The 22,987-nt window shown below is 70.3% G+C and carries 18 protein-coding genes; 7 read left to right on the top strand and 11 right to left on the bottom strand.

Annotation, left to right across the window (positions count from 1 at the left end; genetic code table 11):
- The first annotated feature begins 456 nt into the window (after positions 1-456).
- The 3 genes from AC1DWP_RS04005 to AC1DWP_RS03995 all read left to right on the top strand — a co-directional run bounded on the left by AC1DWP_RS04005 (position 457) and on the right by AC1DWP_RS03995 (position 2,771).
- The gene (locus tag AC1DWP_RS04005) at positions 457-1,836 is read left to right on the top strand and encodes a hypothetical protein (protein ID WP_477613145.1); all 1,380 of its coding nucleotides are present in this window, start codon (positions 457-459) and stop codon (positions 1,834-1,836) included.
- Between the two features lie 84 nt (positions 1,837-1,920).
- On the top strand, positions 1,921-2,205 hold the full coding sequence (locus AC1DWP_RS04000; RefSeq protein ID WP_477613430.1) for a TfoX/Sxy family protein: 285 nt from the start codon (positions 1,921-1,923) through the stop codon (positions 2,203-2,205).
- A 272-nt stretch (positions 2,206-2,477) separates the two neighbouring features.
- Positions 2,478-2,771, top strand: coding sequence for a hypothetical protein (locus AC1DWP_RS03995; RefSeq protein ID WP_477613144.1), 294 nt, complete (start codon positions 2,478-2,480; stop codon positions 2,769-2,771).
- Between the two features lie 153 nt (positions 2,772-2,924).
- Here AC1DWP_RS03995 and AC1DWP_RS03990 read toward each other — a convergent pair whose 3' ends face one another.
- The 4 genes from AC1DWP_RS03990 to AC1DWP_RS03975 all read right to left on the bottom strand — a co-directional run bounded on the left by AC1DWP_RS03990 (position 2,925) and on the right by AC1DWP_RS03975 (position 7,357).
- Positions 2,925-3,779, bottom strand: coding sequence for a carbohydrate ABC transporter permease (locus tag AC1DWP_RS03990; RefSeq protein ID WP_477613143.1), 855 nt, complete (start codon positions 3,777-3,779; stop codon positions 2,925-2,927).
- Complete coding sequence (locus tag AC1DWP_RS03985) at positions 3,776-4,930, bottom strand: carbohydrate ABC transporter permease (RefSeq protein WP_477613142.1); 1,155 nt, start codon at positions 4,928-4,930, stop codon at positions 3,776-3,778. The genes AC1DWP_RS03990 and AC1DWP_RS03985 overlap by 4 nt, the downstream gene beginning before the upstream one ends.
- A 97-nt stretch (positions 4,931-5,027) precedes the next feature.
- Positions 5,028-6,272, bottom strand: a complete 1,245-nt coding sequence (locus AC1DWP_RS03980; RefSeq protein WP_477613141.1) for a sugar ABC transporter substrate-binding protein — start codon at positions 6,270-6,272, stop codon at positions 5,028-5,030.
- Complete coding sequence (locus AC1DWP_RS03975) at positions 6,269-7,357, bottom strand: LacI family DNA-binding transcriptional regulator (protein WP_477613140.1); 1,089 nt, start codon at positions 7,355-7,357, stop codon at positions 6,269-6,271. The genes AC1DWP_RS03980 and AC1DWP_RS03975 overlap by 4 nt, the downstream gene beginning before the upstream one ends.
- Positions 7,358-7,544: 187 nt before the next feature.
- Between AC1DWP_RS03975 and AC1DWP_RS03970 the strand changes: the two genes are divergently transcribed.
- Together AC1DWP_RS03970 and dxs are read left to right on the top strand one after the other, a co-directional pair.
- A complete protein-coding gene (locus AC1DWP_RS03970) occupies positions 7,545-9,638 on the top strand; it encodes an amylo-alpha-1,6-glucosidase (protein ID WP_477613139.1) in 2,094 nt (697 codons plus the stop codon).
- A 66-nt stretch (positions 9,639-9,704) separates the two neighbouring features.
- Positions 9,705-11,573 carry a 1-deoxy-D-xylulose-5-phosphate synthase gene (gene dxs / locus AC1DWP_RS03965; protein ID WP_477613138.1) on the top strand — a complete coding sequence of 623 codons (1,869 nt, stop codon included), beginning with the start codon at positions 9,705-9,707 and terminating at the stop codon, positions 11,571-11,573.
- On the opposite strand, the gene AC1DWP_RS03960 is transcribed toward dxs, so the two are convergent.
- From AC1DWP_RS03960 to AC1DWP_RS03935, 6 genes are all read right to left on the bottom strand, one after another.
- Positions 11,545-13,407 carry a helix-turn-helix domain-containing protein gene (locus AC1DWP_RS03960; protein WP_477613137.1) on the bottom strand — a complete coding sequence of 621 codons (1,863 nt, stop codon included), beginning with the start codon at positions 13,405-13,407 and terminating at the stop codon, positions 11,545-11,547. The genes dxs and AC1DWP_RS03960 overlap by 29 nt on opposite strands.
- 28 nt (positions 13,408-13,435) lie before the next feature.
- Positions 13,436-14,200 carry a 3-hydroxybutyrate dehydrogenase gene (locus AC1DWP_RS03955; protein ID WP_477613136.1) on the bottom strand — a complete coding sequence of 255 codons (765 nt, stop codon included), beginning with the start codon at positions 14,198-14,200 and terminating at the stop codon, positions 13,436-13,438.
- Between the two features lie 183 nt (positions 14,201-14,383).
- The gene (locus AC1DWP_RS03950) at positions 14,384-16,552 is read right to left on the bottom strand and encodes a 3-hydroxyacyl-CoA dehydrogenase NAD-binding domain-containing protein (protein ID WP_477613135.1); all 2,169 of its coding nucleotides are present in this window, start codon (positions 16,550-16,552) and stop codon (positions 14,384-14,386) included.
- A complete protein-coding gene (locus tag AC1DWP_RS03945; protein ID WP_477613134.1) occupies positions 16,549-17,766 on the bottom strand; it encodes a thiolase family protein in 1,218 nt (405 codons plus the stop codon). Before AC1DWP_RS03945 ends, AC1DWP_RS03950 begins: the two co-directional genes overlap by 4 nt.
- Positions 17,767-17,964: 198 nt before the next feature.
- Positions 17,965-19,137 (bottom strand): HRDC domain-containing protein, encoded by a 1,173-nt coding sequence (locus AC1DWP_RS03940; RefSeq protein ID WP_477613429.1) that lies wholly within the window; start codon positions 19,135-19,137, stop codon positions 17,965-17,967.
- A 190-nt stretch (positions 19,138-19,327) separates the two neighbouring features.
- Complete coding sequence (locus AC1DWP_RS03935; RefSeq protein ID WP_477613133.1) at positions 19,328-19,915, bottom strand: DUF3000 domain-containing protein; 588 nt, start codon at positions 19,913-19,915, stop codon at positions 19,328-19,330.
- A 78-nt stretch (positions 19,916-19,993) separates the two neighbouring features.
- Between AC1DWP_RS03935 and AC1DWP_RS03930 the strand changes: the two genes are divergently transcribed.
- Both AC1DWP_RS03930 and hemE read left to right on the top strand, forming a co-directional pair.
- A complete protein-coding gene (locus AC1DWP_RS03930; protein WP_477613132.1) occupies positions 19,994-20,818 on the top strand; it encodes an EamA family transporter in 825 nt (274 codons plus the stop codon).
- Between the two features lie 18 nt (positions 20,819-20,836).
- On the top strand, positions 20,837-21,871 hold the full coding sequence (gene hemE, locus AC1DWP_RS03925) for a uroporphyrinogen decarboxylase (protein WP_477613131.1): 1,035 nt from the start codon (positions 20,837-20,839) through the stop codon (positions 21,869-21,871).
- Between the two features lie 35 nt (positions 21,872-21,906).
- On the opposite strand, the gene AC1DWP_RS03920 is transcribed toward hemE, so the two are convergent.
- Complete coding sequence (locus AC1DWP_RS03920) at positions 21,907-22,887, bottom strand: DUF4349 domain-containing protein (RefSeq protein WP_477613130.1); 981 nt, start codon at positions 22,885-22,887, stop codon at positions 21,907-21,909.
- Between the last annotated feature and the right edge of the window lie 100 nt (positions 22,888-22,987).

Here is a 22,987-nt window from a genome sequence, read left to right as displayed (position 1 = left end):
CGGATTCGCCTGCAACGCAAGGGAATCGACCGTCTCCCACCCGTCCCGCAACCGTTCCTCGCGGGCTGGCCCTGGCTTCGTTCGACTCGAAGACGACAGGCACGGGAGTGCGGTCCGCCATCGTGGCCATAGGCGCGACGCCACTGTCTACCGGTCCCGAACCATCTGAACCGCCCGGGCCATTCCCGGCACCGCAGTCTCCGATGCCCCCGACCAGCTCGGCACCCAACCCGGGTGGCGGAACCTCGTCGGAGGAGCTTGCCTCGATCGACTCAGCCATCGTTCTTCCCGCCTTCACCCCGAGGGGATCCAGCGCGTCCGACTGGCGAGCCCCTCGGGGACTGCCGGCTCAGCCCGGCTCTCGACCTGATTGATGCTGCTCCGGCGCCTCCCAGCAGGCGCTCACGAGCCATGCCCGCCTCGCGGGCGACACAGCACGATCAGGAAGGAATGACCATGCATGCATATCTGCGTCGAGGGCTCGAAGTAGCCCTCGTGGTCGGGGGCGGCATCCTGTTCTTCGCAGGACAAGCCTCGGCCGATGACAGCACCACGGGCGCTGACAGCGCTCTGGGTGGCAACCAAGCGGCAACGTCCGTCTTCGCCCCCGTCACACCGACGGGCAACTCGATCTCGGTGGTCGGCGACTCGGCAAGCTCCGGTTCGGCGTCGTCCGCGACGTCGGCTCCTGCCGGCTCGGGATCTGACACCACGTCGGGTCAGGACGCGACCGGTGGTGGCAACCAGGTGACTGCTCCGGCGGCGGCTCCGGCGTCCGCGAGCGGCAATGCCGTGTCGGTGCTGGGGGACTCCTCGTCCTCGGGCTCGACGGCGTCGGCTCCGGCCGGTTCGTCGGCCGGTTCGTCCGGTGGCACCGCTGCGGGTGACTCGACCTCGGGTCAGGACGCGACCGGTGGTGGTAACCAGGTGACTGCTCCGGCGGCGGCTCCGGTATCCGCGAGCGGCAATGCCGTGTCGGTGCTGGGGGACTCCTCGTCCTCGGGCTCGACGGCGTCGTCCACGACGTCGGCTCCTGCAGGCTCGGGATCTGACACCACGTCGGCTCAGGGCGCGACCGGTGGTGGTAACCAGGTGACTGCTCCGGCGGCGGCTCCGGTATCAGCGAGTGGCAATGCCGTGTCGGTGCTGGGGGACTCCTCGTCCTCGGGCTCGACGGCGTCGGCTCCGGCCGGTTCGTCGGCCGGTTCGTCCGGTGGCACCGCGGCGGGTGACTCGACCTCGGGTCAGGACGCGACCGGTGGTGGTAACCAGGTGACTGCTCCGGCGGCGGCTCCGGTATCCGCGAGCGGCAATGCCGTGTCGGTGCTGGGGGACTCCTCGTCCTCGGGCTCGACGGCGTCGGCTCCGGCCGGTTCGTCGGCCGGTTCCTCCGGTGGCACCGCGGCGGGTGACTCGACCTCGGGTCAGGACGCGACCGGTGGTGGTAACCAGGTCACCGCTCCGGCGGCGGCTCCGGTATCCGCGAGCGGCAATGCCGTGTCGGTGCTGGGTAACGCCAGCACGACCGGGAGCACCAGCACGAGCCCGGTGACTCCCGGTGGGTCGGGTCCCGGCGCCCCGGGCGACCCCGGCACCTCCACCGGTGGTGAGCTCCCGCCCGGTGGTGCCACCGGCGCCGGCGACAGCGGGGGCGCCGCCTCCGTAGACCCTCCGGCCGCGTCGGCGCTGCCCTCGCTGTTCTCGGCCGCGAAGGCGGCGCCCTCCCTGGCTATGACTGGTGGTGACAGCTGGGCACTGCTGTTGCTTGCCCTGCTGCTGCTCCTCGTCGGAACTGCCTCGCGGATCACCAGTCGGCGTCTCGTCGCCCTGACGTGACGTCGGCGGGAACGGACGGACCGCGCGCGCGTCGCGGTCCGTCCCTTCCCCCTGCCGGGGGTCGCGCTCCAGACTGGCGAGGTGATGCCTCAACGCCTGCGCGACCTGCCCAACCTCGGGCCGGCGAGTGAGGCGATGCTGCTCGCGGCGGGCATCGAGACGCCCGACGAGCTCGATCGGCTGGGTCCCGTCGAGGCCTACCTCAGGGCGGTCCACGCGGGCGCTCCGCGGCACACGATGCTGTTGTGGTCGTTGGACGCGGCCCTGCTCGGTGTCGACTGGCGTGATGTCCCGCTCGAGCGGCGCCGTGAGGTCAGCGCGCAGGCTGACCGCGCGTTCGCCGCCCCGCCTCGCGCCGAGCGCGGCTGAGCCGGACCGCGTTGACCAGGTCGGCCAACGGGGCACGTCCCGCGGCGCTGTTCGGTGAGATGCCTGTCTCTCGCCTCGGCCATCGCCTATACTCGAACACATGTTCGAATCATGTGCGGTCGTGGATGCCCACGTCAGCCCGCCGCGCTCCTGACCCGGGCCGCCGCCTCAGCCCGGGTCCGCAGGTCCACAAGGGGCCCAGTGCGGCGGTGCCGCCGGGTTGGCCCCCGCTGGTTCCGCCGCCGGAGTCGACTGGCTGGCAGGTGCCGGCGGTGTCGTGGCTGTTGGACTTCTGCCCGTCCGAGTACCGCCTGTATGCCGGGTGGCGTCGTCAGCCCGTCGCCCTGGCCTGGGTGACGACCCGACACATCGATGCGCAGCTGGTGGCGATGCGTCAGGCCTATCGGGAGGTGCGGGTCGAGCTCGGGGATCACCTGACGACCGATGGTCTGGCGCAGGTGCTGGCCGACCTCGAGGCGGAGGGCGTCCGCCTCCTCGCGGCTCGACGCAGCGCGGGACTGGTCTACGACGCCTTGCAGGGAAAGCGCTACGTGCCGCGGCTGTGAGGTGAGCCGAACGCGACGCCGGGACGCCGGCATACCCGTGCTGGTTCACTCAGGCCGACTGGGCGCGCGGGACGGGGGTGCACGCGCGCCCAGCCGGGGTACTGGGGGAGTGGAGCCCGTCCGGGTCCGTGCGACTGGCTCCACTCGTGGGCCTCAGCCCTTGACGCCCCCCTCGTTCGCGCCACGCACGAAGTAGCGCTGCAAGGAGAAGAACAGGATAGCCACCGGGATGGTGGTGAGCAGGGCTGCCGCCAATTTCAGTGGGTACTGCGTCCCGGCCCCGAGCTGGCCGCTCGTGAGGCTGGCCAGGCCCGTGACCAGAGTCATGTGATCCGGTGTCCCACGGGTGACCACGAGGAAGTGCGAGAACTCGTTCCACGAGCCCTGGAACGACAGGATGGTCAGGGTGATGAGGGCCGGACGCGCCATGGGGAGCACCACCGACCAGAACGTCCGGAAGATGCTGGCGCCATCCATCCGGGCGGCCTCCTCGATCGAGATGGGGACCGAGTCGAAGAACTGCTTCATGATGAAGACGCCGGCGCCATCCACGATGAGGGGCAGGATCATGGCGGTGTAGGTGTCGTAGATGCCCAGGTAGTTCACCATGAGGAACTTGGGGATGAGCAGTGCCACGCCCGGAACCGCCATCACGGCCAGCAGCGCGGCGAAGACGAAGCCGCGACCGCGAAACTGCAGTCGTGACAGGGCATACCCGGCCAAGCTGTCGAGGAAGACGCGGGCGCCCGTCACCACGACCGCGATGAGGACCGAGTTCTTGATCCACGTGGTCGCGGGGACGTGTGCCGCGCCCTGGCCGAAGATGTTCTTCCAGGCATGCAGGTCGAACGGGTTGGGGATGAGGGACAACGGGTTGGCTGCCGCGTCGGGGTCGGACTTGAACGACGTCGCGATCTGGATGAAGAACGGGTAGATGAAGAACACCGCGAACAGCACGACGGCGGCGTACAGGAGCGCCTGCTTGGCGGGGCTGGTGCGGGAGCTCATCGACCGACCTTCTTCCGTCGCCCGAGGAGGGGTCTGCGCTCGTCCTTGTCGGTCAGTGCCCGGCGCTGCAGCGAGGTGAGGACGACGATGATCACGAAGACCACGAACGCCATCGCGGCACCCGAGCCGTACTTGAAGTTCTTGAAGCTCTGCTGGTAGCTCAGGAAGGCCGGCGTCAGGGTCGTGCCGTTGGGTGCGCCGGCGCCCATGACGTAGATCTGGTCGAACACCTGCCAGGTGCCGATGAGACCCAGGGTGAGCACCAGGAACAGTGCCGGCTTGATCATGGGGATGGTGACGTGCCTGAGCTTCTGCCAGCCGGTGGCGCCGTCGAGCGCCGCGGCCTCGTCGACCTCGACCGGCAGGTCCTGCAGGGAGGCGATGAACATCAGCATGAACGTCCCGGACGTGGTCCACACGACCAGGATGATGATCACGGTGAGGGCCACGGACGGCCCGGACACCCAGTCCCAGATGGAGCGGCCGAGGACCTCGTGCTGTCCCCAGCCGGGGTTGTCCACCCCGACCGTGTTGAACAGCAGGCGGACGAGGCCCCGGTCGTCGGTGAACCAGTTCGGCTGGCCCAGGCCCAGCGCGCCAAGGAGCGAGTTGACCGCGCCCGTGCTCGAGAACAGGAAGAGGAAGACCGTCGAGATCGCGATCGAGCTCGTGACTGACGGGAAGTAGAACGCGGTCCGGAAGAAGCTCCTGGCCTTGAGCAGCCGGTTGTTGACCAGCAGCGCCAGCCCGAGGGCGAGCACCGTCTGCAGCGGGACCACGAACAGGACGTACCAGAAGGTGTTGCCGATCGACTGCATGAAGTTGGACCGGGTCAGGCCGTCCTTGGCGATCAGGTCCGTGTAGTTCTTGGCGCCGACGAACTCGGCTCCGGGGCCCGTGTGGAACGGGTCCACCGAGCCGTTCCAGTTGGTGAGGCTGACCCAGAGCGCCATCACGATGGGGATCACCAGGAACAACCCGAGGATGACGATCATCGGGCTGACGAACAACCACCCGGCGATCCCCTCGCGTCCGCGCAGCCCGCTGCTGCCGCGGCGCGTGGGTTTCGGGGGCTTCGTGGTGACCGCAGCCGTTGGGGCGGCCAGGGCCTCCTGGCCGGCCTCAGCGCGTGGTTCGCCGATCAGGGACATGGGTCCTCCTTGTCCGTGGTGCATGGGGCGCGCGTGATGGGCGGAGCGGGTGGCGTGCGAAGACGGGGCTTCGCACACCACCCCTGGACGTGGCTGCTCAGCCTCCGAGCGCCGAGCTGCCGTTCTTCTGGAGGTCGCTCAGCCAGGCCTTCGGGTCGCCGGAGGTACCGGTCATGGTCCCCAGCTGGCTGTTGAACTTCGACATGACGTCATCGAGACCAGCCAGGTTGACCGGGCCCTGACCGTATGCCGCGCCGTCGACGAACGCCTTGCTGTCCGGGTACTTCGTGGCGAACTGCTGCAGGCCCTGCGTCGTCGACGGCATGACGCCGAAGGCGTCCGCGAACTTCATCTGCTGGTCGGGCGTGATGAGGCTCTTGACCAGGTCGACGGCGGCGGTCTGGTTGGGGGACTTGGCTGCGACGCCCCAGCAGTTGGTGAACGTCAGCGTGCCCTTGCCAGCCGGGCCGGCCGGCAGCTCGACGGTCGTGTACTTGATCTTCGGGTAGTCCTTCATGCCACCCGCGATCCAGTTGCCCTCCATCGTCATGGCAGCAAGGCCCTTGCCGAAGGCCTCCCCGCCCCAGCCGGCGGCGGGCTTGGTCTGCGTGTTGAACTTGAGGACGCCCGCCTTCATCATCTTCTGGACCTCCTGGAGGCCCTGGAGGTTGCCAGCCGCGTCGGCGCTCATCTTGCCGTCGGTCACGACCCAGCCCCCGGCCTGCTTCATGAAGGCGCCGGAGCGGTTGATGTCGTTGCCGATGACCAGACCGGTGACGTTGCCCTTGGTCAGCTTCGTGGCAACGGACTCCAGGCCCGCCCAGTCCTTGGGGTAGTCGGCGTCGGTGAGCCCAGCGGCCTTCCACATGTCGGTGTTGATCTCCAGCGCCAGGGTCGAGGAGTCCTTGGGGGCGCAGTAGAACTTGTTGTCGTAGGTGAATGACTTCACCAGCGAGTCGACGAAGCCGGCATCCTTGACCTGGTCGCCGTAGGGGAAGAGGTTGCCGGCCTTGGCGTAGGTGCCGATCTTGGACGCGTCGGTGTAGAAGACGTCGGGCGGACTCGAGCTGGCGAACGCCTGACCGAGCTGCTGTCCGAGGTCGGAGGCGGCGATGACCTCGACGGTGTTGCCGGACTTGGACGCCCACGCTGCTGTCGCCGCCTTGACCGCGGTCGTCTCGGCGTCACCGGAGCTGCCGATCATCACGGTCAGGTGCACCGGGCCCTTCTTGGTGTTCTGCGTGGCCGAGCCGCTGCTGAAGCCGCCGCCTCCGCCGCAGGCGCTCATCGCCAGCATGGTGGTGGCCGTCGCGGCGACGGCAAGAAATGGGGTGCGCCTCATTGCTGCTCCTCAGGGATACGTATGCCGTCCACCCGGGTGGGGGACGGTGTGGGGGGTGGGAAACCGGTGGGGGTGGTGCTCGCCCGGACGGTGAGGGTCGGTGCGAGCAGCGCGGTCAGGGAGAGGTCGGTGCCCTTGGCCTGGACGATCCGCCACGCATGGGCGGCCGCGTCCTGTAGCGGCTGGCGCAGGCTGGTCAGCTGCAGCGCTTCGGCGACGTCGCTGTCGTCGAAGCCGACGACACCGATGTCGCGGCCCGGCTCGAGCCCGTGGTTGCGGACGGCGCGCAGCGCCCCGAGTGCGAGGAGGTCGGAGGCGCAGAGGATGGCGCCGCCCGAGGGCAGGCGGTCGAGGAGCCGCTCCGCTGCGACGGTCGCCGCGGTGAGCTCCTGCACGGCCTCCTCGGCGATGGCGCTGCCCGCGAGCCCGGCGTCGGCCAACCCGGAGAGCCACCCTCGGCGCCGGTCGTCGCCGACCGGGGACCCGTCGGGCCACCCCAGGTAGGCGATGGAGGTGTAGCCCTGGGCGACGAGGTGCTGGACCGCCAGCTCCATCCCGGCTCGGCCGTCGACGTCCACCCAGCGGCCCATCTCGGGGTCGTCCCAGATCCTGCCGAAGGTCACGAAGGGCACGTCGTTCGCGAGGAGCCAGGCCGGCCGTGGGTCACCGTGCCGGGTGTCACCGAGGACGAAGCCGTCGACGAGGCCGGTGGACAGGATCTGGTCGTAGCCGTCCAGGAGGTCCGACAGGTCGGGGGCGAAGGTCACGAGGTGGCTGCTGTGACCCGGCGCCGCGACGGTGAGCTCGACCAGGAAGCCGTCGAGGATGTGCCCCATCCGGCCGACACCCGAGGGGTTGACCTCGAAGCCGTAGGCAGACGCCTTGCGTCGGCGCAGCTGCTGGGCCGCAGCGTTGGGCGAGAACCCGAGTCGCTCGATCTCGCGGTGCACCCTGCGCAACGTGTCGGGGGCCACCCGGTCCGGGTTGTTGAGGGTGTTGCTGACGGTCTGGCGCGAGACCCCGGCGGCAGCGGCGACGTCGATGATCGTCGCTCGCTCGCGGGCCTGCCCGGAACCACCTGCCACATCCGCTCCCTTGCGCGTGTTCGTTCTGCGCCACGTTGTGGTGAGGTGGCCCGATTTGAACGTTCAAACTAGTCTGAGAATGGCCCACGACGGGATCGTCGTCAAGGGACCCCGGCGAAAGGACCAGAGATCATGGCGGCATGATCGTGGCGACCCACGCACGGCTCGTCCGGAGAGTGAGGACCGCTTGAACACCGAGCAGACGCCACGCCAACCGTGGCTGCACGACGTGTCGATCATCGTCCACGGCAACGCGACGGCGCTGTCGGCGGCGGATGGCGACCTGCGTCCCGACTCGGGCCACGGCCTGTTCGTCGACGACGTCCGGGTGCTCTCGCGCCTCGAGCTGACCGTGTCCGGCGAAGCCCCCAGCGCGGTGGCCGCAGGGGCAGGCGGAGCCGTCGCTGAGTTCTTCGGCGCCGCCCGGGGGCTCGGCGACGTGGGCGCGGACCCCACCGTCGAGGTCCGCCGTGTGCGCACCCTCGCCGACGGCGCCATGCGTGAAGACATCACCGTCACTTCGCGTGCCGCCCAGACAGTCCGAGCGGCGCTGCGGCTCGAGCTCGGGTCCGACGGGGTTTCCATCGCCCAGGTGAAGTACGGCGCCGTCGACGCCCCCGCGGTCCGTCCCGTCGCGCCCCCGGGCGCGGGAAACGGTGTCGTCACCTTCACCACCCCGCGTCACCTCACGCAGGTCGACTTCCACCCCGCGCCCGACTCGCTCGAGCTCGCTCCCGACCGGGCTGTCGTCGAACACCAGGTCGTGGTGGAGCCGGGGGAGAGCCAGCTGTTCCGTGTCACCATCACCCCGAGCCGGACGGCTGCCTCGGAGTTCGACGCCGACCCCGGCAGTGATGGGGTGCACTGGGACGCCATCCGTGTCGTTGCCGACGACCCGCGCCTCGGCCCGCTCGTCACACAGTCGGTCGACGACCTCAGGCACCTCCTGCTGCGGGACCCGCTCGACCCGACCGATGTCTTCGCTGCTGCCGGATCGCCCTGGTACCTCACGCTTTTCGGCCGCGACTCGATCTGGACCGCGCGGATGATGCTTCCGTTCGGCACCGAGCTCGCGGCCGGCACCTTGCGTGCCCTGGCCCGCCGTCAGGGGAAGGGCTACGACGCCGACTCCGCCGAGCAGCCCGGCAAGATCGCGCACGAGGTGCGGCGCACGGCATACGTGGGGTCACCGCGCAAGGGCGACCTGTCCCTCCCGCCCCTCTACTACGGCACCGTCGACGCGACCGCGCTCTGGGTGACCCTCCTCGTCGAGGCCTGGCGTTGGGGCCTGCCGGAGACGCAGGTGCGGGCGCTCCTGCCGAACCTCCGAGCAGCCCTGACCTGGCTGACCGGAGACGGACAGCCCGACGACGACGGCTTCCTCAAGTACCTCGACACCACGGGCCACGGCCTGGCCAACCAGGGGTGGAAGGACTCCGGCGACTCGATGCGGATGCGTGACGGTCGCGTGGCCGAGGCCCCGATCGCCCTCGTCGAGGCGCAGGCGTATGCCGTGGAGGCCCTCATCGGCGCCGCCGACCTCCTCGACGCGCTGGCTGAGACGGGTGGCGACCGGGCCCGCGCCGAGGCAGACGCCCTGCGCGACCGGGTCCGGGCTGCCTTCTGGGTGGACGGCGACGCCGGGCGATACCTGGCCATGGCGCTGGACGGCTCGGGAAAACCCGTCGACGGGCTCGGCTCCAACATGGGCCACGCGCTGGGTACCGGTGCGCTCGACCGGGCCGAAGCCACCGCCGTGGGCGCGACCGTCACGGGCCCTGAGCTGCTCGACACCTTCGGGGTGCGCACCCTGGGCACCGCGAACGGCGGGTTCAACCCGATCGGCTACCACACGGGCTCGGTGTGGACCCACGACTCGGCGATCGTCGCGCTCGGACTGGCCCGCGAGGGCCTCCAAACAGAGGCCGCTCGCGTCGTCCACGCACTCGTGGCCTCGGGCGAGGCCTTCGACTACCGCTGGCCCGAGCTCTACTCCGGGCTGCCCATGCTGGGCCGGCCGTCGCCCTACCCTGCTTCATGCCGTCCGCAGGCGTGGTCGGCGGCCTCGGCGGGCGCCGTCCTCACCGTGGCCCTGGGACTTCGCGCAGACCTGCCCGCCGGTGTCCTGCACGTCGACCCGATCCGGCCCACCGCGTTCGGCGCGCTGCACGTCGAGGGACTGCGGCTGGGCGGGGCTGGGTTCACGGTCACGGTGACGCGTGACGGCGAGGTCCAGGTGACCGGGGTGCCGCAGGAGGTCGAGATCAGGCAGGGCGCATAGACTCGGGCGGTTCCCCTGCAGACAGAGGACCCCCTGTGTCGACCGCAAACAGAAAGGACGGTGCGCGTGGGACTGCTCGAGACCATCAACGGCCCGGCCGATCTCAAGGCGTTGAAGCCTGCCCAGCTCCCCGGCCTCGCCCAGGAGATCCGGGACTTCCTGGTCGAGTCGGTCTCGAAGACCGGTGGCCACCTCGGTCCCAACCTCGGTGTCGTCGAGCTGACGATCGCACTGCACCGGGTCTTCGACAGCCCCCGGGACGCCATCGTCTTCGACACGGGCCACCAGTCCTACGTCCACAAGCTGCTCACGGGTCGTCATGACTTCAGCAAGCTCAAGAAGCAGGGCGGTCTGTCCGGCTACCCCAGTCGCGCCGAGTCCGAGCACGATGTCGTCGAGAACTCGCACGCCTCCACCGCACTGTCCTGGGCCGACGGCATCGCGAAGGCGAGGCGGCTGCGCGGCGAGCACGGGCGGCATACCGTCGCGGTGATCGGCGACGGGGCGCTCACGGGAGGGATGGCCTGGGAGGCGATCAACAACATCGCCGCAGACAAGGACCTGCCACTCACCATCGTCGTCAACGACAACGAGCGGTCCTACGCTCCGACGATCGGCGGGCTGGCCGACCACCTCGCCACGCTGCGCACGACCCGCGGCTACGAGCGCTTCCTCGACTGGGGCAAGAACACGCTGAGCCGCACACCGGTCGTCGGGGGAGCGATGTACGAGACGCTCCACGGCGTGAAGAAGGGGATCAAGGACATCGTCGCCCCTCAGGGGATGTTCGAGGACCTCGGCCTCAAGTACCTCGGTCCCGTCGACGGCCACGACGAGCAGGCCGTCGAGTCCGCCCTGCGGAGGGCGCGGGCCTTCGGTGGCCCGGTGCTCGTCCACGTCATCACCGAGAAGGGCCGCGGCTACGACCCGGCGCGGCAGCACGAGGGCGACCAGTGGCACGCCATCGGCAAGTTCAACCCCGAGACGGGACTGCCGTTCGAGGTGAGCGGGAGGATCTGGACCGACGAGTTCAACGACGAGATGGTAGCCATCGGGAGCGAGCGCAAGGACGTCGTCGCGCTCACCGCCGCGATGCTCATCCCCGTCGGCCTCGACGGCTTCGCCGCCGCCTACCCCGATCGCGTCTTCGACGTCGGCATCGCCGAGCAGCACGCCGTCACCATGGCGAGCGGCCTCGCGTATGCCGGCCTGCATCCGGTTGTGGCGGTCTACGCCACCTTCCTCAACCGGGCCTTCGACCAGCTGCTCATGGACTGCGCCCTGCACCGGGCGGGCGTCACGTTCGTCCTCGACCGCGCCGGGATCACCGGCAGCGACGGCGCCTCCCACAACGGCATGTGGGACATGACCATCGCCTCGGTGGTCCCTGGCCTTCGACTGGCTGCTCCTCGTGACGGTGACCAGGTCAAGCGCCAGCTCCGCGAGGCGATCGACGTCACGGATGGTCCGACGGTGATCCGTTTCCCCAAGGGCGACGTGGGCCCCGCCGTGGCGGCCGTGCGTCAGGAAGGGGTGGTCGACGTGCTCCACGAGACCTCGGCCCAGACGTGCGACCTCCTGCTCGTCGGCGTGGGTGCGTTTGCCGCCATGGCGGTCGAGATCGCGGGAAAGCTCGAGGCGCAGGGACATTCGGTCACCGCAGTGGACCCGCGTTGGGTGTTGCCCGTCAGCGACGACCTCGTGGCGATGGCTCGCCGGGCTGGAGCTGTCGCCGTCGTGGAGGACAACCTCGTCAGCGGTGGAGTGGGCGCTGCGGTGACGCTGGCGCTGCGTGACGCGGGCGTCGACGTCCCGGTGCACGTGCACGGCATACCCAAGCGCTTCCTCGACCACGCCTCACGCGGGCAGCTGCTGGAAGAGGTCGGGCTCACCGCGGACGCGGTGGCTACGTCCTTGGCGTCGCGCCTGCGCTGAGCCGCATCAGGCGCAGTGCCAGCTGGAGCTCGAGTGCGTCGTCGGGGCGCTGCCAGTGCGGTCCGAGGAGCGCGGAGATGCGTTCCAGCCGCTGGCTGACGGTATTGACGTGCACGTGCAGGTCGGTGGCTGCGTGTCGAGGGCTGCCGCCGGCGTCGAAGTAGGCCTGCAGGGTCTTCACGAGCTCGGACCCGCGACGGGCGTCGTAGTCGAGCAGCGGCCCCAGGTGCTGGCGGACGTAGCCGCCGATGTCCGGGGCCGAACCCACGACGAGTCCGGCGAAGCCCAGGTGGTCGGCACTGGCACCGGTGCCCGCGAGCCCGAGGGAGACCAGCGCCGAGACGGTGCGGACCGCCTCGCGCCAGATGGCTGGGACATCCTCGGTCAGCGTCGTCGGTCCCGCTGCGCCGACGGTCACGGTCGCCAGGCGGCTGAGCCGGCGGGCGAGCTCGGCGGCGGACTGGTGCGGGTCGTCCGACGGGAGCAGCGCGACCACGTGTCCATCGTGCTCGCCGACCACTGATCCGTGGCCCGCCGCCGCGTGGGCGGCCAGCAGGAGAGTGCGACGGGAGGTGTCTGCGTCCGCGTGTGCCACCAGCACGGCGTGGGCGGCGAACGGGTCGACTCCCTGGGCACGGGCGCGACTCGCCAGCGAGGTGGGATCGCCACGACCACTGAGTAGGTCGGCCACGAGGTCGGTGCGAACTCGTTGCTCGGCCTCGGCAGCGGTGCGCTCGAACAGCAGGACCAGCGCGCTGACGACCGAGGCCCGCTCGACCGTCCGCCGGTCTGCGTCGTCGAGCACCCCGACCCCGCCGAGGACGAGGATGCCCAACGGGGTCTGTGGAGCCTTGACGACGATCGCCCACTGGTCGCTGAGGGCGTCGTGCGCCAGCCGACCCGAGGCCTCCGTCTCACGGACGACCGACGAGCGCGCGAGCGCCGCGCCGGCACCGTCCTCGGGCAACGGGGCAGGGCCATGGCTGCTCAGGGTCTCGCCCTCGGAGTTGAGTAGCACCACCCAGCCGCCGAGCAGGTCGCCCAGCGCCTTCGTGATGTCGTCGACCCCTCCTCCGGCCAGCACCAGCTCGGCGAACCGGTCGTGCGCCGCGGCGGCCCGCTCGACACCTGCGGTGTGCCGGCGGACTTCCTCGGCGCTACGGGTCTGCACGATCGAGACGGCGGCCAGAGCCGCCAAGGACCCGAGGAGGGCGACCTGGTCGGGCGAGAACGGGCGGGGCGAGCGGTTCGCGGCGAACAGCACGCCCACGAACTCGTCCTCCACCACCAGCGGTGTGCCACAGATCGACACCAGGCCCTCGTCGCCGACGGCGCTGTCGATGGTGCCCGTGTGCTGGAACCTGTGGTCGTGGAGGTAGTCCGCGCTCCAGTAGGGCTTGCGCGTCGAGGCGACGAGTCCGCCGAGGCCGTCGCCCAGCGAGAGGCGGACCTCCTGGAACTCCGCGCTCACCGACCCGTCGGTCGCGCGCATGAAGGTGTCACCGGCCTCGGGGTCAAAGAGCGTGAGGTACGCGACGTCGGTGCCCAGCAGGGCACGCGCCCGGCGCACGATCGCCTCGAGGATGCCGCTGGGGTCGCGCAGGGCGGCGAGGTCGCGAGCGGTTTCCACGAGGCCGGTCAGCTCGGCCTCCCGACGACGGCGGGAGTCGAACGCGGCGCGCACTCGAAGGGCCAGCTCACGTGCCTCCCCCGACTCGCCTGACTCTCCGGCCTCGTCCGCGTCCTGGCCGAGGGCCTCGAGCTCCGACGCGGGCGCCCCCTCCGCGAGCAGGCGCAGCAGCCTCATCGCGGGGGAGTGGTCGTGGGCGTCCATCGTCACGGATCCTAGGCGCCGGACCCCCTCAGTGGGCGGTCCAGCCGCCGTCCATCGAGAACGACGAACCGGACACCGAGTCCGCGGCCGGGCCACAGAGGAAGGCGACGAGCTCGGCTACCTCGTCCGCCTCGACGAGCCGCTTGACGGCCACGGGCTCGAGCATCACCCTGCCGATCACGTCGTCTTCGGTGATGCCGTGCGAGCGAGCCTGGTCGGCGATCTGCTTCTCGACCAGCGGGGTCCGCACATAGGCCGGGTTCACGCAGTTGCTCGTGACTCCGTGCTCGGCGCCCTCGAGCGCCGTGACCTTGGAAAGCCCCTCGAGCCCGTGCTTGGCACTCACGTAGGCCGCCTTGTAGGGGCTGGCGCGTAGCCCGTGCACGCTCGACACGTTGACGACCCGGCCCCAGCCCTGCGCGTACATGTGCGGGAGCACGCGCCGGGTCAGCCGGAACGGCGAGGTCAGCATCAGCCGGATGATCAGGTCCCACGTGTCGACGGGGAACTCCTGGATCGGAGCGACATGCTGGATGCCGGCGTTGTTGACGAGGATGTCGATCGTGCCGGGCAGCCCCTCGACCACATCGAGGTCGGCGAGGTCGACGGGAATGGTCTCCACAGCCCCGACACCGGCGAACCTCGTCAGGCCCTCGGCGTCGAGGTCCACGGCATACACGCTCGCCTTGGCGGCAACGAGCCGCTCCACGCAGGCCGCCCCGATACCGCTCGCGGCGCCGGTCACCAACGCGGTGCGTCCGGACAGGTCGAGCAGCGCTGGCGTCGTCGGCATCAGGCGAGACTAGGTCGGCCGTCAGCACGCGAGCATGTGGTGGCAGGCCACAGTTCCGCCTGATCCTGTGTGGGCGAGCACACAGGGACCTGCGCGTTGCACCACCGCCCGTGGTCGGGGACACGAGTGAGGAATGTGAAATGAGCCTGACGAAACCGTCAGGCTCATTTCACATTCCGGAGATCAACCCGCGAGGGTCGGCACGCTCGCAGCGCCCGGTGGCAGGAAGCGCTGGCCGGTCACCTTCTCCGACACGCCCTCACGGTCGAGCAGAGGAGTCAGGCCACCGTTCCAGAACTGGAACCCGGCGCCCGTGATCATGGCCAGGTCGAGGTCCATCGGAGCCGCGACGATGCCCTCGTCGAGCATGCGACGCGACTCGTCCGCGAGCACGCCGAGCACCCGCTCACGGACCTCCTCGGTGGACAGCACGACCGGGTCGGCCGGCTTGTCGAACAGCGCCTCGACCTCGGGGTCGACGACCGGCTTGCCCTCGGGCCAGAGGTAGATGGCCGGCTTCTTGGCCGCGACGACCTTGCGCAGGTTCTCAGAGACGTAGAAGCGGTCGGGGAAGGCCTTGGCCAGGGTCTCGTTGTTGTGCAGGGCGATGGCCGGACCGACCAGGCCGAGCAGGATGAACGGCGGCATCGGGGCAAGCCCGGCGAAGGCTCGATCGGCGACCTCGATGGGGGTGCCCTCGTCGACGACCCTGGCCACCTCGCCCATGAAGCGACCGAGGAGGCGGTTGACGATGAAGGACGGGCTGTCCTTGACCAGGATGGTCGTCTTCCTGAGCGTCTTGCCGGTGGCGAACGCCGTCGCCAGGGTTGCGTCGTCGGTCTGCTCGCCCTTGATGATCTCGAGCAGGGGCATGACGGCGACCGGGTTGAAGAAGTGGAAGCCGACGACCCGCTCGGGGTGGGCCAGCTCCGCGGCCATCTCGGTGATCGAGAGCGACGACGTGTTGGTCGCCAGGACACACTCGGGGGTGACGATCGCCTCCACCTCGGCCCAGACGGTCTTCTTGACGGACATCTCCTCGAACACCGCCTCGATCACGAAGTCGGCGTCGGCGAAGCCGTCCTTGGAGGTCGCGCCGCTGACCAGGCCCTTGAGGCGGTTGGCCTTGTCGGGGCTGACCCGCCGCTTGCCCAGCAGCTTGTCGACCTCGGCGTGGACGTAGCCGACTCCCTTGGCCACCCGCTCCTCGTCGAGGTCGGTCATCACGACCGGCACCTCGAGACGTTGGGCGAACAGCAGGGCCAGCTGGCTGGCCATGAGACCGGCGCCGACGATGCCCACCTTGGTGACCTTGCGGGCCAATGCCTTGTCAGGGGCGCCTGCGGGACGCTTGGCCCGCCGCTGCACCAGGTCGAAGGAGTAGAGCCCCGCGCGCAGTTCGTCACCCATGACGAGGTCGGCGAGCGCCTCGTCCTCGGCAGCGAAGGCCTCGTCGCGGGTGGCGGTGCGAGCTGCTTCGACGAGGGTCAGGGCCCGGTAGGGCGCCGGTGCCTTGCCGCCGGTCTTGAGGTCGACCAGGCCCTTGGCGGCCTTGATGGCGCCTGCCCACTCCGCCTCGTCGCGGGAGATCCCGTTGCCCTCCTTGGTCGTCCGCTCGACGACGGTGTCGCCCGTGAGGACCCCAGCCGCCCACAGCAGCGACTCCTCGAGGAAGTCGGCCGGTGCGAACATCGCGTCGGCGATTCCCAGCTCGAAGGCCTGCGGACCCTTGAGCATGCGGTTGGTGTTCATCGGGTTCTCGATGATGACCTTGAGGGCGTTGGCCGGACCGACCAGGTTGGGCAGCAGGTAGCAGCCACCCCAGCCCGGGACGAGCCCGAGGAAGGTCTCCGGCAGCGCGAGCGCGGGCACCCCTGCGGAGATCGTGCGGTAGTCGGCCGACAGTGCGATCTCCACACCGCCACCCATGGCCGCACCGTTGACGAACGCGAAGGTCGGGACGGGCAGGTCCATGATCGCCGCGAAGGCCGCGTGACCGGCGCGGGCGACCTCGATCGCCTGCGTGCGGTCGCTCGCCTGCGACACGGCCTTGAGGTCCGCGCCGACGGCGAAGATGAACGGCTTGCCGGTGATCCCGACCGCCTGGATCTCACCGGCGTCGGCGCGGGCGCGCAGGGCGTCGATGGTGGCCTTCAGTCCGGCGATGGTCTGCGGGCCGAAGGTGTTCGGCTTGGTGTGGTCGAAGCCGTTGTCCAGCGTGACCAGCGCCAGGGTTCCCGCCTTGCCGGGGAGGACGACGTCGCGCACCGGGGTGTGGGTGACGACCTCCTCGAACCCGGGTGTCTGCGTCACTGTCTGGGTCCCTGTCTGCGTCGGTGTCTGCTCGCTCATGCCGCAACCTCCTGGCCGTAGTCAGCGTGGTGTGGGTTCTCCCAGATGACGCTGGCGCCCATGCCGATCCCGATGCACATGGCGGTCAGCCCGTAGCGCACCTCCGGGTGCTCCTCGAACTGTCGGGCCAGCTGGGTCATCAGCCTCACCCCCGACGAGGCCAGCGGGTGACCGATCGCGATGGCGCCGCCGTACTGGTTGACACGCGGGTCGTCGTCGGCGATGTCGAAGTGCTCGAGGAACGCCAGCACCTGCACGGCGAAGGCCTCGTTGAGCTCGAACAGGCCGATGTCCTCGATCGACAAGCCCGCCTTGGCGAGAGCCTTCTCGGTCGCCGGGACCGGGCCGATGCCCATGACCTCGGGTTCGACCCCCACGAAGGCAAAGTCCACGAGGCGCATCTTGACGGGCAGGCCCAGCTCCTGGGCAGCCTGCTCCGAAGCGAGGATGCACGCGGTGGCACCGTCGTTGAGCCCGGCCGAGTTGCCGGCGCTGACATTGCCGTGCGGGCGGAACGGCGTCTTGAGCGAGGCCAGGTCCTCGACCGTGGTGCCTGGACGCGGCGGCTCGTCCCGGGTGGCCAGGCCGTAGCCCAGCTCCTGGTGGCGCGTGGCGACCGGCACGAGGTCGGGCTGGATCTGCTCGTTCGCGTAGGCCTTGGCGAGCTTGTCCTGGGACCTGACGGCAAAGGCGTCGCTGCGGTCCTTGGTGATCGAGGGGTACCGGTCGTGCAGGTTCTCGGCGGTCGAACCCATGACCAGGGCGGAGGGGTCGACGAGCTTCTCCGCGACGATCCGCGGGTTGGGGTCGACACCCTCACCCATGGGGTGGCGGCCCATGTGTTCGACGCCCCCGGCGATGGCGATGTCGATGGAGCCGAACGCGATCGAGCTCGCCGCAGTCGTCACGGCCGTCATGGCACCGGCGCACATGCGGTCGATCGAGTAGCCGGGCGTGGTGTTGGGCAGGCCGGACAGGAGGGCAGCCATTCGCCCGAGCGTGAGGCCCTGGTCGCCGATCTGCGTGGTGGCGGCGATGGCGACCTCTTCCACGCGCTCCGGAGGGAGCTCGGGATGACGGCGCATCAGCTCGCGGATGCAGCGGATGACGAGGTCGTCGGCGCGCGTCTGGGCATACATGCCCTTGTCGCCGGCCTTGCCGAACGGCGTGCGAACTCCGTCGACGAACACGACCTCATGAAGGGTGCGGGGCACAGGTGGCCTCCCTTGATTGGAGTCTCGGGTGATTGAGTCTTGGGGTGCGGGATCGGTGCGATCCACCGGGTATGCGGTGGGTACAGGACCGATGCTACTTCCCGGTAACAACGAGGTCACCAGAACCCGCGAGTGAGAGCCGTCACCCATGCAGGTTTGCCTCCCATTGGAACGAAACCTGCAGCGCGAGGAGCCGGATCAGGCGTCGGGGTTGGCCTCGAAGGCCGCCTCGATCATCGGCGCGACCACGCCGGCCTGCCAGTGCCTGGCTCCGAGAGCCGTGAGCGCGGCGGCGAACCCGGCGGCGGTCTGGTCGGCCGGGGGAGTCCAGATCACCCGGCGAAGGGGCTCCGGAGACAGGACGTTCTCGATCGGGATCACGTGTTCGGTGGCGAACGCGGTCAGCGCCTCGCGCGTGGCGCTCAGTCGGGCGGCCGCGATGGGGTTGCGTTCGGCCCAGGCACGCTGGGGCGGCGGGCCGTCCGAGCGCAGGGTCATCGGCGGCAGGTCGCCTTCGGGGATCGCGTTCGCCCGGGTGACGGCGTCGAGCCACTGGCGCTGGTAGCGCCGGACGGACCGGTGCCCACCGGGGAGCGTGCCGGGGTTGGTCGGTGACTCCATGGCCACCTCGACCAGCACCGCGTCCGGCAGCACCCGCCCGGGGGCGACATCCCGGTCCTGGGCTATCTGGTCGCGGGTCTCCCACAGCTCTCGCACGACCGCCGCGATCCTGCGGTGTCGGACGCGGTGCATGCCGCTCGTCCGCCGCCACGGGTCGACGCGCTGCGCCGGTCCCATGAAGTCGAGCAGTGCCTCGAACTCCTCGCGCGCCCAGCTGTCCTTGCCCTGCTTGGCGAGGTCGACGCCCATCAGGTTGCGCACGTCGACCAGCACCTCGACGTCGAGGGCGGCGTAGCGCAACCACGGCTCGGGCAGGGGCCTGGTGGACCAGTCGACCGCGGAGTGCTCCTTGGCCAGGGACAGGCCCAGGTAGTGCTCGACCACCGCGGCCAGCCCGACGCGGGGCAGGCCCAGAAGTCGCCCGGCGAGCTCGGTGTCGAACAGCTGCTGAGGCCGCAGTCCCACCTCCGCGAGACAGGCGAGGTCCTGGGTGGCCGCGTGCAGGATCCACTCGGCACTGCCGATGGCGTCGTTGACGGGCGACAGGTCGGGGCACGCGATCGGGTCGATCAACCAGGTGCCCGAGCCCTCGCGTCGCAGCTGCACGAGGTAGGCGCGCTGGCCGTAGCGGTAGCCGCTCGCCCGCTCGGCGTCGAGGGCGACCGGCCCCTCGCCGGCAGCGATGGCGCGGGCGGCCTCCATCAGTGCCCGCTCGGACTCGACGACCGGGGGCACGCCGTCGACAGGCATGTCGAGAGGGGTCAGCTCGACGGCTGGTTGCTGCTCGGGCTGCACCGCCTGAACGGCCTCCGTCTGCCCGGCCTCCGTCCGCCCGGCCTCGGCCTGGTCGGCCGTAGTCTGCTCGGCCTCGGTGTCGGTCACCGGATCAACCTACCCGGCCGATGCCACGGAACACGTCCCGGAAGTCAGCACTCCACTGTTAACGGCGTGGTCCAGGCAGGGCGATGACGCCCTCCGGCAGGGGCGGCAGACCCGCGATGGTGCACAACAGGTCGGACCACGCGACGAGGTGGGCGCCGACGTTGCCGGCCACGGGGGTCCACGAAGCGCGGACCTCCATCTCGACGCTGGCGGGCCGGTCGGACAGACCGGCGAAGCTCTCCGAGACCACTCTCGTGACCGTGCCGGCCTCTGCGGTGTAGCCCAGGTGGTGATGGGCCAGGGCGTCGGTCAGCCAGGACCACCCGACCGCACCCAGCATCGGGTCGTTGGCCAGCTCGGGCTCGAGCTCGGCCCGGGCGAACGTCACCGCACGCCAGGCCCCGTCCCACGGGTCCGGGACCGACGGGTCGTGCAGCAGCACGAAGCGTCCCGACGCCAACTCGTCCTCGTCGTTGGCGGCGCCCACCACCTCGGCGGTGAGGGCCACGGCATACGGCGCGATGCGCTGGGGAGCGGGCACCTCGGTGAGGCGGACCTCGGGGCGCAAGCGCGCTCCGCGCAGGTCACTGAGCGCCTGCGTGAACTCGGGGGATTGGTCGCCAGGGACCGTTCGGCTGCCCACCATCAGAGGGTATGCCGCGATCTCGGATATCACAGGGAGGTTGCCGTCCGCGTCGTGTCGCGCCACCGGTAGCGTGCGGCCATGCTCTCGCTGCTCGCGCTGGCGTCCAGCGCCAGCTGGGGGACCGCGGACTTCTTCGCCGGGCTGTACTCGCGGCGCCGCCCCGCCGTCGCCGTCGTGGGGTGGACGCAGTCACTGGCGTTCCTCGTCCTGTGCGTTGCCGTCGCCCTCCGCTGGGACAGCCTCACGTGGACGGGTTGGCCCCTGTGGTCGGTCGGTGCCGCCGTCTCCGGGGTGGCGGGACTGCTCTGCTTCTACACCGCCCTGGCGAGTGGCACGATCGGCGTCGTCGCCCCGATCGCAGCCCTGGGGGTGGCCGTTCCCGTGCTCCTCGGCGTGGCCACCGGCGACGAGCCGTCCTCCTGGACCTGGGTGGGGATCGTGGTCGCCATCGTCGGCGTGACCCTGGCGTCGGGGCCCGAGCTGAGTGGCGGGGTCTCTCCGAGGCCGGTGGTGCTGGCTGGGGTGGCGGCGGTCGGGTTCGGGTTCGCCCTGTTCTGCATCGACCGCGGCGCCCGGACATCGACCCTCATGACCCTGTGGGGGATGCGCGGGGTGTCCTTCGTCGTGTTCCTCACGCTGGCACTGGCGTTGCGGTCCAGGGGAGGGGTGCAGGCCCGCGAGCTGCCTGCCCTGCTGGCCATCGGCTGCGGTGACATGGGCGCCAACCTCCTGTTCGGGATCGCATCTTCGCGCGGACAGGTGAGCGTGGCGAGCGTGCTCGCCTCGCTCTACCCCGTCGTGACGATCGTGCTGGCACGCGTCCTGCTGCGGGAGCGGCTGCGCAGGATCCAGCAGGTGGGCGCGGTGCTGTCCCTGGCGGGCGCGGCGATCATCGCCCTCTGAGCGACCTAGAATCACCCGGTGACCTCCCCCCACGACTCCGCCCTGGTCCGTGCTGCCCGCCGTCAGCCGGTGAGCCACACGCCTGTCTGGTTCATGCGTCAGGCAGGGCGCTCGCTGCCGGAGTACCGCAAGGTCCGTGAAGGCGTCGGGATGCTCGAGTCGTGCCGTCGCCCCGACCTGGTCACCGAGATCACCCTCCAGCCGGTGCGCCGCCACGGCGTCGACGCCGCGATCTTCTTCTCCGACATCGTCGTGCCCCTGGCTGCCGTCGGCGTCGACCTCGACATCGTCCCCGGCGTCGGGCCGGTCGTCGCCAAGCCGATCCGCACCCGCGGCGACCTCGACCGCCTGCCCGAGCTGACGCCCGACCACGTCCCCTACATCACCGAAGCCGTCCGGCTCCTGACCGCGGAGCTGGGTGACACGCCCCTCATCGGCTTCGCGGGCGCACCGTTCACGCTGGCGAGCTACCTGGTCGAAGGCGGCCCGAGCAAGAACCACGAACACACCAAGGCACTGATGTACGGCGACCCGCAGCTGTGGCACGACCTGTGCGCCCGCCTGGCCCAGATCTCGGGCACCTTCCTCGACGTGCAGGCCGCCGCAGGGGCCTCCGCGGTCCAGCTCTTCGACTCGTGGGTGGGGGCCCTCCCACGAGCCGACTACGAGCGCTTCGTCGCCCCGCACTCGACCGCGGCGCTGGAAGCCGTGTCGGCACGCGGCATCCCGAAGATCCACTTCGGGGTCGGCACCGGTGAGCTGCTGCCGGCCATGGGCGCCGTGGGCGCCGACGTGGTCGGCGTCGACTACCGCGTGTCCCTCACCGATGCCCTCGCCCGTCTCGACGGTTCGTACGCAGTGCAGGGCAACCTCGACCCCGCCCTCCTCTTCGCGCCCTGGGAGGCGCTGGAGGCCAAGGTCCGTTCGATCGTGGAGGAGGGACGGGCCGCACCCGGTCACATCTTCAACCTGGGCCACGGCGTGCTGCCCGACACCGATCCCGATGTGCTGACCCGTGTGGTCGAGCTGGTGCACGAGGTCGGCCAGCGCTGAGTCGCCGACCGACCTCGCCCCTGCCGTAGTGGGGGCTACTGCGGCAGGACGGCGGGGGGCGGCGTCACCGGACGACGGCGTCGCACGTACCACCACACCGGCAGTCCCAGGAGGCCGAGCAGGACGAGGAACGGCAACATCGCTCCGACGACCGTGAGCAGCACGGTCGCGGACCCGGTGAAGGCGTCCCAGCCACCCTTGAGCCCGACGAGGAAGCCGGCCTGGTCGGGCTCCTCCACGATCGCGTTCGGCTCTGTGGTCAGGCTGATCTGGATGGGGGAGCGCGCGACGCTCCCCTTGAGGGAGGCGAGCTGCGCCTCGAGGGACTCGAGGTCGGACTGGCGCCGGGTCAGCTCGGCCTCCATGGCGACGATCTGGTTGAGGTCCTTGGCGTCCTTGAGGAAGGCCCGGACCCGCTCGACGCTGACCCGCATCGTCTCCAGCCGTGAGGCGGTGTCGACGATCTGTCCGCCGACGTTCTCGCTCGAGCTCGTCGAGCGGATCACCGTGCCGACCGACCCGAGCTCGGCGATGACCCGGTCGAGCTCTGCGGAGGGCACCGAGAGGGTGATCTCGGCGTACGTCGTGGCGGTCACCTTCGCGGAGTCCGTGAGGGGGGCGTCGCTGTTCGCCGTCCCGATGTTCTCCGACAGGACGATGCCCTCGGCGGTCGCCGTGGTGGCCCGCACCTTCGCCACTGCCTGGCCGATGTTCTTGACTTGGAGCGCGATGGTCGCGCGACGGGCGAGGGAGTCCTGGTTGGCCGCGAGGTTGGCTGCCGTGACTCCCTTGGGAGCGGTGCCTGATCCCGGCTTGGCCGAGTCACCTCCCGACGCGGAACTGTCGCCGGCGGACGGGGCCACGGCCCGGCCGGACGACTCGTTGGAGCTGCCTCCGGCCACCGAGGCGGCGCTGGAGGTGTCGGAGCCGCCGCCGCCGCAGGCAGCGAGGGCGAGCGTTGCGAGGAGAGCTGCGCCGACGACGGCGATGCTGCGGTGCGGACGAACGCTGAACATGGCGACCCCCTGGTCGAGTCGAGCTGGTCGTATCGGGCGGTGCGGAATACCGGTGCGACTCGCGTCGTGGGCTCGACGTTCCCACCCGGTGGTGTCGAAA

Source organism: Pedococcus sp. P2_F6, assembly GCF_056403675.1.
This window is presented reverse-complemented; position numbering and strand designations above follow the sequence as displayed.

Coding starts and splice junctions, on each gene's coding strand:
- AC1DWP_RS04005 (WP_477613145.1), top strand. CDS start 457: ATGCATGCATATCTGCGTCGAGGGCTCGAAGTAGCCCTCGTGGTCGGG.
- AC1DWP_RS04000 (WP_477613430.1), top strand. CDS start 1,921: ATGCCTCAACGCCTGCGCGACCTGCCCAACCTCGGGCCGGCGAGTGAG.
- AC1DWP_RS03990 (WP_477613143.1), bottom strand. CDS start 3,779: ATGAGCTCCCGCACCAGCCCCGCCAAGCAGGCGCTCCTGTACGCCGCC.
- AC1DWP_RS03985 (WP_477613142.1), bottom strand. CDS start 4,930: ATGTCCCTGATCGGCGAACCACGCGCTGAGGCCGGCCAGGAGGCCCTG.
- AC1DWP_RS03980 (WP_477613141.1), bottom strand. CDS start 6,272: ATGAGGCGCACCCCATTTCTTGCCGTCGCCGCGACGGCCACCACCATG.
- AC1DWP_RS03960 (WP_477613137.1), bottom strand. CDS start 13,407: ATGGACGCCCACGACCACTCCCCCGCGATGAGGCTGCTGCGCCTGCTC.
- AC1DWP_RS03955 (WP_477613136.1), bottom strand. CDS start 14,200: ATGCCGACGACGCCAGCGCTGCTCGACCTGTCCGGACGCACCGCGTTG.
- AC1DWP_RS03950 (WP_477613135.1), bottom strand. CDS start 16,552: ATGAGCGAGCAGACACCGACGCAGACAGGGACCCAGACAGTGACGCAG.
- AC1DWP_RS03940 (WP_477613429.1), bottom strand. CDS start 19,137: ATGCCTGTCGACGGCGTGCCCCCGGTCGTCGAGTCCGAGCGGGCACTG.
- AC1DWP_RS03935 (WP_477613133.1), bottom strand. CDS start 19,915: ATGGTGGGCAGCCGAACGGTCCCTGGCGACCAATCCCCCGAGTTCACG.
- AC1DWP_RS03930 (WP_477613132.1), top strand. CDS start 19,994: ATGCTCTCGCTGCTCGCGCTGGCGTCCAGCGCCAGCTGGGGGACCGCG.
- AC1DWP_RS03920 (WP_477613130.1), bottom strand. CDS start 22,887: ATGTTCAGCGTTCGTCCGCACCGCAGCATCGCCGTCGTCGGCGCAGCT.